Genomic DNA, 8,639 nt, shown 5'->3' on the forward strand with positions numbered 1-8,639 from the left:
TCTGCTACAGACGTACGGACACACCTCGTCCTTTCAGATATTCTTTTACTTCTTTAATCTCCAGTTCTTTATAATGAAACAATGATGCAGCTAATGCAGCATCTGCTTTTCCGTCCGTCAATGCATCATAAAAATGTTCCAGCGTCCCGGCACCCCCGGATGCAATCACAGGAATGGATACCTCTTCTGCAATAGCTCTTGTAAGTTCCAGATCATATCCTGCTTTCGTTCCATCACAATCCATACTCGTCAGAAGTATCTCTCCGGCTCCTAACTTTTCAACTCTAGAAGCCCATTCCAGCGCATCGATTCCCACATCAATACGTCCGCCATTCTTATATATATTCCAACCGCTTCCATCAGCTCTTTTTTTGGCATCAATAGCTACAACTACACACTGACTGCCAAACTTATCTGCCGCATCTGAAATCAATCTTGGCGTATTAATAGCAGAAGAATTAATAGAAATCTTATCCGCTCCTTCCCGAAGCAACGCCTTAAAATCGTCTACAGTCCGAATACCGCCGCCCACGGTAAACGGAATAAATACGGTCTCTGCTACCTTCCGAACCATATCTATCACAGTTTCTCTGGCATCTGAAGATGCTGTGATATCCAAAAACACCAGTTCATCAGCACCAGCTTTATCATATGCCTTACCAATCTCCACTGGATCACCGGCATCTCTTAAATCAACGAAGTTGACACCTTTTACTACTCGTCCATTATTTACATCCAGACATGGAATAATTCTCTTTGTATGCATCCTTTAACCTCCGCCTATATTTCCACAAAATTCTTAAGTATCTGAATTCCCACATCACTGCTCTTTTCCGGATGGAATTGACAAGCAAACACATTGTCTTTCTCAACAGAAGCATGAATATGTGTACTATACTCTGTTGTTGCTGTTACAATCCCCTCATCTGCTGCTCTCAGATAATAAGAGTGTACAAAATAAACGTAAGGTTCTTCTGGCAGATTAGCAAATAACCTTCCTTGATTCTGGAACTTCAGTGAATTCCATCCCATATGCGGAATCTTAAGTCCCTCTTTGTCCGGAATTCGTAAGATCTCACCTTTTAAAATTCCCAGGCCTTCCACTCCCGGTGTCTCATCACTTCTTTCAAATAATAACTGCAGTCCCAGGCAGATTCCCAAAAATGGAGTCTTCTGGTCTACAACTTCGCCAATGACTTCCTCCAGACCATACTGACGTATCTTACCCATGGCATCTCCAAATGCACCAACTCCAGGAAGTATAACCTTATCTGCCTGCAATATTGTCTCTCTGTCCCTGGTGATGGTTACGTCCTGTCCCAGTAACTGCATGGCTTTTTCCACACTTTTAATATTTCCCGCATCGTAATCTATAATTGCTATCAATGTTCAAACCCGCCTTTCCTCATCCTGTCTTGCTCCGATTGCTTCTGCGCTCATTGCTATGGGCTTATTGTACATCAAGTTCGAACCAGAATTCAACACCATTGTCATAATTCTTGACACCATATTTCTGGTGGAAAGATTCCATAATTGCTTTTACGATTGACAGCCCAATTCCATTACCGCCATATTCTCTGGTATGTGCTTTATCTACTTTATAAAACTTATCCCAGATGTGCGTAATATCCTTTTCAGGAATTGGATTACCTGTATTGAATACTGTCACTTTCGCCTTCTGTTGTTCAAGCGTAATCTTCACTTCTACTACCTTTTCACCTTTCACATGATGAAATGCATTACTGATATAGTTACGAAGGACCTGCTCAATCTTGAATTCATCTCCCCATACACAGACAGGCTCCGACTGGCGAAAGATAACGGTAATATCTTCCTGTTGCGCAAGAATCTCCATACTCTGCAAAACACCTCTGATGAGCTCCGTCAGATTGAAACGTGTAAATTCAATCTCCTCATCTCCAAACTCTAACTGATTCAATGTCAAAAGATTCTTCACCATCTGATTCATTTTTGCCGCTTCATCCATAATAACATCACAATAGAATTCGCGGCTTTCAGGGTCATCACTGACGCCCTCCTTCAGACCTTCGGCATATCCCTGAATCAAAGCAATCGGAGTCTTCAGTTCATGAGACACATTGCCCAGAAATTCATTACGCATCTGTTCCAGCTTATCTTTCCGCTCAATATCTTTCTGTAGTTCATTATTTGCCTTTTTCAACTCCGATATCGTGCTTTCCAGTTTCTCAGACATGCGATTGAAATTTGCACCCAACTCGCCAATCTCATTACTTCCACCACTGGTATATTTTGCATCAAAATCAAGGTTGGCCATTTTATCAGACAGCACAGCCAACTCAAGGATTGGATTGGTAAGTCTTTTAGAAAAATACCAGATAAATACAATTGATATTATGATCAGAAAACTGGCAATATATATCAGAAAGCGATTAGAGATTGCTGCGCTTTCCCGGATACTTTCCAGTGGGCTCCGAAGTAAGAACTGGCTTCCATCATCGAAAGTCCCCCACATCTCAATATAATAATTCTGATTCCATGGATCCCAGGATTGATTGATCTGATATTCGTCCGTACTCTCCAATATCTCGCTTTCTTTCTGTGCCTGATTCAGGAAATATCCAACCAGCTGGTTTTTCAACAGATTCTTATCATGCACATTGGTGTAAACAGCTCCTCGTTCATCTTCCACCAAAAAAGAAATATTGTTTTTTTCTGCAAGATGCACCAGATTACTCGAGACCTCTTCATTATCCAAAGTTCCATTTTCTCTTGCTTCATTTAGCTTCTCATACATATTAATAAACTGTGTCTCTTTATTACGAATATAATACGGCTCCAGAAACTTTACATTAATTACCAGAAGCGCCAACACAAGAAAAGTCAAAAGCCCCAAAAACACCGTAATCATCTGTCGCTTAATAGAATGTTTCATGCCTCATCAACCTCGAATTTATATCCCATTCCCCAGATTGTCTTAATATAATTTCCTTTTTCTCCTAACTTACTTCTCAATTTCTTCACATGGGTATCAATAGTCCTTGCATCTCCAAAATAATCATAATTCCACACATTATTCAATATCTTCTCTCGAGACAACGCAATCCCCTGATTCTCCACAAAATATGTCAGTAATTCAAATTCCTTGAAGCTCAGATCTATTTCCCCGCCATCTATCTTTACCTGATGTGCTGCTTTATCAATGACAATTCCGCCGGCATCTATCGTCTCACCGGCCGCAATAGCATTGGACCTTCTTAAGACAGCCTCAACACGTGCGACCAGAATCTTCGGACTAAATGGTTTGGAAATATATTCATCCACTCCCAGATTAAATCCCTGAAGTTCATCACTTTCCTCCGCTCTCGCAGTCAACATGATAATCGGTACCTGAGAAGACTGCCGAATCTCCCTACAAGTCTGCCAGCCATCCATTCTCGGCATCATAACATCCAGAATCACCAGTGCAATATCTTTCTCCTCATAAAAAATTTCCATCGCTTCCATACCATCGCCAGCTTCCAGAACAACATATCCTTCCCGCTCCAGGAAATCCTTCACCAGCTTACGCATTCTACTTTCATCGTCCACTACTAATATCTTAATCTTCTCCATGAAATCACCCCAAACAAATTATTATTCATATTTTATATCATAGCATGGATTTATGACGCTTTTGTGAATTTTTTAATAGATTTCTTCTATATATATATTATTCATTTCTATTTTTCATTTTTCTTTAACACTTCTATAATATAAATTAATAATTATTTTCTATTCATAAAGGAGGTATTCTGACATGCCTGAATTTGCATTGCCCGAAAATTTTGAAACTTATCCCGAAGCACGCAAAAAAGCTTTTCTAACAATGAAGGAATTGAAGGAACAGGGGCATCGTATTGTTGGAGTTTTTTGTACTTATACTCCATGGGAACTGATTCTGGCTGCTGATGCAGTTGCAGTTGTGTTATGTGGTATAGGAGATGACAATATTCCTGCTGCTGAGGTTCGTCTTCCCAAAAACTTGTGCCCGCTGATCAAGGCCAGTTATGGAGCAGCTGTTACCGATCGTTGTCCTTTCTTCTATTTCTCAGATATGGTTCTTGCTGAGACAACTTGCGACGGTAAGAAAAAAATGTATGAATTGATGGGTGAATTAAAACACTGCCATATTATGCAGCTTCCACCGGGAAAGACTGGCCGCGGCGCTCTTGAATTCTGGAAACAGGAAGTCATTAGTGTAAAAGAAGATTTGGAACAATTCTACAATATAACCATTACCGACGATAAGATACGAGATGCTATCAAGCTTCGCAACCGGGAACGAAAAGCTGTTCTTGATTTCTTTGAGGTTGCCAGACTGAAGCCATCTCCGATTACGGGCTATGAGATTGCCACAGTGATTGCTTCCAATGAATTCTCTCCAAATCTGGAAGATAAGATTGCTTTTCTTGAAAAACGTACTGCAGAATTAAAAGACCTTTATGAGCGCGAATATAAAGGAAAACCATCCAGACCTCGTATTCTCATTACAGGTTGCCCTACCACCGGCGTTATGGACAAGATTATCAAGCGAATTGAAGAACTTGGCGCAGACGTTGTTGGATTTGAGAACTGTTGTGGTCCTCGCGAGAAGAAAGACCCGATCGATGAAACAAAGGATCCAATTACCGCAATTGCCGAAAAATACCTTCGCGTTAACTGTTCTGTAATGAGTCCAAACCCAGGACGTTTAGAAGCACTGGATGTACAGATTGATGAGTATCAGGTGGACGGTGTCGTAGAAGTCTTATTACAGGCCTGTCATACATTTGCCATTGAATCAGATGCTGTAAAGACATTCGTTACCAAAGAAAAGCATATTCCTTATATTGCAATCAATACTGATTATTCGCCAGCCGATCAGGCTCAGATTGATACACGACTCGGTGCATTTATTGAATTATTACAGTAATTTACTTAAGCTTATCTGACTTTTTAATTTAAATTATGTAATGATAAATACATATCAAAAAATCAGGGGGGAAATTTTTTGTAAATTTCTCCCTGATTTTTATTATGTACATCTATCCATTCTATTTAGCAGGCTGATTTATAAAAAGGAATCCCATAAATCTGATAAATGTGTAAACCACAAATACTACTGCAAGCACAGTCTCAATGAGTACTACATATTTTAATACTGGCATTGGTTGTCCCATATTGGCAAGACAAGCCATTGTCTGCTTCGTTGCAATTGCACTGATAACAAATGGGAAAGTAAATGCTGCATAACTCGGATAAAATTTTAATTTCAAATATCCGATTGCTTTTACAATTGAAAAGATGTAAAGCACGGTTGCAACTGCAAGCATTACAAGAAGAAATCCTCTTGATTTTGGAGTCACGGATTGTACGTATCCTGCAATACAAAGACTTGTAGGTGCTGCGTAGATACAGAGCAATGGCTGAGCTGGTTCAGGGATCTGCGGACACTTTACATATCGAACCGTAACAAGTACCAGCAAGATAATCAATGTCACAAAACCAAACCAGAATGCTGCCGCACCGATTCCTGTCTGTTCAAACGCCGGTGCCGTAACAGCTGCAACTGCGATTCCAACATATACAATATAATAACTAGCAAAAACTTTTGGCAGTTGAAGTTTTAGGATAAACTTCACTGTAAAATATACAATCAGCACAATATGCAGACCGATCGCAAAGAACCAGATATACATTGCTGCCGGCCCTATGAATGGTTTCACATATGTACTAAGAAGCATTAATGCCATCGGAAATGTTCCAGATACACTTGCCATGATTGGATTCTGCATATCTTCTTTGATCATCTTTGGAAACATGATCAGTTTTAAAAGTACCAAAATCAATAAAAATGCAGCTACAATTCCACATACTAAGCGAATACCCTCTCCATAACTCTGAAGCAGATTTCCAAGTGCTGCAAATCCAAGCATTACACCGCAAAGAGGCACTGGAACTTTTTTAATTATATTCATGTCACTCTATTCCTTTCTGGCTTAACGTTATATTTAAATCTCAGCAATCGTACGTCTTGGTGCCGGCTCATCAATCTCGTCCAGATTCTTAATACCCAACTCACGACAGACAATCTGAGCAACTTTCCATGTACAAAGACCTGTAAAGAAAATGCACTGTTCCTTGTGTTCTCCACGTCCTTTATCGAACTCTTTTGTAAGGACCCTACAGCAGATCGCATTCTTCTGATTTGCTACCTTGAACCAGTCATGAAGTTCCTTGGTAAGTTCCATACATTTTACACTCTTCGGATTAGTAGGACCATCCTGCTCAGTACGTCCAAAGAACATTCCAAGCGCCAGAATACCTCCATTAAATGCACCACAGACACATCCTGACTTTCCTGCACCAACTGCCATACCAGATGCCATAGCGATTACTTCCTCTGGAACATCCAGTTTAAATTCATCACGAATTGCGCTGATTAACGCCTCACAACAATAATAACCTTCTTTAAATTTTTTCTCTGCCACCTGCTGTACCGCTCTTGGGCTGATTTCTGTTACTCCAATATTCATCACAATGTCCTCCTTAATTTGTAACACTTTTCATTTGTTATTATTGTAACACACCTTTTTTCAAGCTAATCATCGGTGTTTTTTATGAGTATATTGTATCTTTCTATATATAGAGATTTCCCAAAAAAAAGCTTCGAAAGTTTTATCTTTTTTTGTATAAAAGGTAAAACTTTTGAAGCTTCATCAACTTTTTGTTACTTGCTTTCAACTATCTTGTGATACTTCCGATCTGGATCTTGTCTAACCACTCTTTTACATGACGCTGAAAAATATCCACACCATTACCTATCACCTCATTCTTCCGTGTAAGCATACAAATCTTCCATTCATAGATACCATCTGAAAATGGAATTAAAACCATATCCTCATGCCCCATATCATCAGAGACAAAATCTACCGTAACAGATATCCCTTTATTCTCCCTAACCATCTTATGACATAGACTAAAGCCACTCGTCTCAAACATAATATTGGGTTCAAAGCCCGCCTCCCGACATTTATCAACAATCATGTCGTGGATTTTAAATTCTCTGCTTTCTATATATAGAGGCTCTCCTTCCAGATCCTGAATTAACACAGAACTTTTTTTACTTAAACGATGTTTTTTGTTAACCAAAAGCTTTACAGGAAATGATGCCAATTCAGATACATCATATAATTTCTCATCACAAGGTGCCAGAGAAAAAGCAACATTGCCTTCTCCAGACAAAAACCATCGTTCCACCTGTTTGTCCGGGCATTCTCTATGATAAAAATCAATCTCTGGATACCTTCGCTTAAAATCCAAAAGACACTCCGGTGTTACAAGACGCAAAATACCAAATGCAGAAAGCAGATCTACTACTCCATGCTCTTTCTGCTTAATGCGTAACATTTCATTTCTCATATTATGATAGTCAAATTTTGCTTTTTGAGCATATTCAAAAAAACATTTTCCACATTCAGACAGTTCCATTCCACTGCTGGTGCGTATGAAAAGTTCACAGTCACATTCATTCTCCAGGTTTTTAATCACTTTACTGATACCTTGAGGCGTCATATAAAGAAGTTTCGACGCTTTTGTCAGATGTTTTGTCTCTACAACTGCAAAAAACACATTCAAATCTCTAATATTCATCCTACTGCCTCCATTCAAAAATGCTGTAACAAAAAAGAAATGCCTGTCAAACAGACATTTCCGAAGTGGGACTATCGGAAATCAACTCGAAGAATTACGATATAATCCTCGGCAAAGTCAAGTCTACTCCAATAACCTCTGTTACGAATAGCTCTATGTCAGAGTATCCTGATAATGCTTATATTATCAAAACTGAGATAAAGCAGCAACAAAAACATTTATCGAATAATGAGGTCTTAGAAATAATATCTAAATATAAGGCTGGAAAATCTACATATGAGTTAGCCAAAGAATATGGCTGTCATCGCCGCACCATAAGCGATAACCTCAAAAAGCGAGGAATCAAAGTAACTAACCAACTTATGGAACGTAAAGGCGTTGTAGAATTAGTTACGCAAATGTACTCAGAATACTATAAACCAGCCGATATAGCCAAAGCTGTCGGGATTAATGTCGACTCAGTACGAAAAATCCTAAAAGAGAATAACGTGTATATTCGGAAAAGCTGGGAGTATCCGAGAAAGTGAAAGAACACAAAAGAAGTTCCTGCGGTAGGAACATTACACCCCATGCAGGAACTTCGATATTTAAATGATATCAAATCAAAGACATAATGTCAATGATTTGCCCATTCTTCGTAATAAACAATTGTATAGGTGTCAATGATTGGTAACACTTCACCCCTCATATAATGTCAAGGGAAAGGTGGAGATTCCTAAAAGGAATACTACCTGACCTTGACATTATCCTTCATGATATACTGGTTCACGGCGGCAGCACTCTATGCTGTCGCCCTTGGCTATTCTAAAACATAACATTTTGATACATTCTTACAACGGTATTCGGACTTCTCATTCCTAAACACGTTTTTATATAGTTGTTTGATTTCTTCTGATATACTGCAAGCTGTTTTCGTCCATCTTCCAGATTATACATCCGCATTTGCTTATAAAACCGTGCTTCATCCTGACGATGCTGTCTCTCCA

10 protein-coding genes are annotated in these 8,639 nt (G+C 39.2%); 2 read left to right on the forward strand and 8 right to left on the reverse strand.

The window, feature by feature from the left end; all coding sequences use genetic code 11:
- Positions 1-4: 4 nt before the first annotated feature.
- From hisF to JQM81_RS11865, 4 genes are all read right to left on the reverse strand, one after another.
- Positions 5-766 carry an imidazole glycerol phosphate synthase subunit HisF gene (hisF, locus tag JQM81_RS11850; RefSeq protein WP_235233906.1) on the reverse strand — a complete coding sequence of 254 codons (762 nt, stop codon included), beginning with the start codon at positions 764-766 and terminating at the stop codon, positions 5-7.
- A 14-nt stretch (positions 767-780) separates the two neighbouring features.
- On the reverse strand, positions 781-1,386 hold the full coding sequence (gene hisH, locus JQM81_RS11855) for an imidazole glycerol phosphate synthase subunit HisH (protein ID WP_235233908.1): 606 nt from the start codon (positions 1,384-1,386) through the stop codon (positions 781-783).
- Between the two features lie 64 nt (positions 1,387-1,450).
- Positions 1,451-2,914, reverse strand: coding sequence for a sensor histidine kinase (locus JQM81_RS11860; RefSeq protein ID WP_235233910.1), 1,464 nt, complete (start codon positions 2,912-2,914; stop codon positions 1,451-1,453).
- Positions 2,911-3,594 carry a response regulator transcription factor gene (locus tag JQM81_RS11865; protein WP_235233912.1) on the reverse strand — a complete coding sequence of 228 codons (684 nt, stop codon included), beginning with the start codon at positions 3,592-3,594 and terminating at the stop codon, positions 2,911-2,913. Before JQM81_RS11865 ends, JQM81_RS11860 begins: the two co-directional genes overlap by 4 nt.
- A 184-nt stretch (positions 3,595-3,778) precedes the next feature.
- Here JQM81_RS11865 and JQM81_RS11870 point away from each other — a divergent pair, with 184 nt between their 5' ends.
- Positions 3,779-4,933 carry a double-cubane-cluster-containing anaerobic reductase gene (locus JQM81_RS11870; RefSeq protein WP_235233914.1) on the forward strand — a complete coding sequence of 385 codons (1,155 nt, stop codon included), beginning with the start codon at positions 3,779-3,781 and terminating at the stop codon, positions 4,931-4,933.
- A gap of 121 nt (positions 4,934-5,054) precedes the next feature.
- Here the strand turns inward: JQM81_RS11870 and JQM81_RS11875 are convergent, their stop codons facing one another.
- The 3 genes from JQM81_RS11875 to JQM81_RS11885 form a co-directional block, all read right to left on the reverse strand.
- The gene (locus JQM81_RS11875) at positions 5,055-5,978 is read right to left on the reverse strand and encodes a TDT family transporter (RefSeq protein WP_235233916.1); all 924 of its coding nucleotides are present in this window, start codon (positions 5,976-5,978) and stop codon (positions 5,055-5,057) included.
- Positions 5,979-6,011: 33 nt separating this feature from the next.
- Positions 6,012-6,536, reverse strand: coding sequence for a C-GCAxxG-C-C family protein (locus tag JQM81_RS11880; RefSeq protein WP_235233918.1), 525 nt, complete (start codon positions 6,534-6,536; stop codon positions 6,012-6,014).
- 208 nt (positions 6,537-6,744) lie between these two features.
- A complete protein-coding gene (locus JQM81_RS11885) occupies positions 6,745-7,653 on the reverse strand; it encodes a LysR family transcriptional regulator (protein ID WP_235233920.1) in 909 nt (302 codons plus the stop codon).
- A gap of 155 nt (positions 7,654-7,808) precedes the next feature.
- Between JQM81_RS11885 and JQM81_RS11890 the strand changes: the two genes are divergently transcribed.
- On the forward strand, positions 7,809-8,180 hold the full coding sequence (locus tag JQM81_RS11890; RefSeq protein WP_235233921.1) for a helix-turn-helix domain-containing protein: 372 nt from the start codon (positions 7,809-7,811) through the stop codon (positions 8,178-8,180).
- A 277-nt stretch (positions 8,181-8,457) separates the two neighbouring features.
- Here the strand turns inward: JQM81_RS11890 and JQM81_RS11895 are convergent.
- Positions 8,458-8,639, reverse strand: a 182-nt coding sequence (locus JQM81_RS11895) for a hypothetical protein (protein WP_420370578.1), incomplete at its 5' end; no start/stop codon positions are given.

This window comes from Faecalicatena contorta, from assembly GCF_021531895.1.
In the GTDB taxonomy this organism is placed as follows: domain Bacteria; phylum Bacillota; class Clostridia; order Lachnospirales; family Lachnospiraceae; genus JAFBIX01.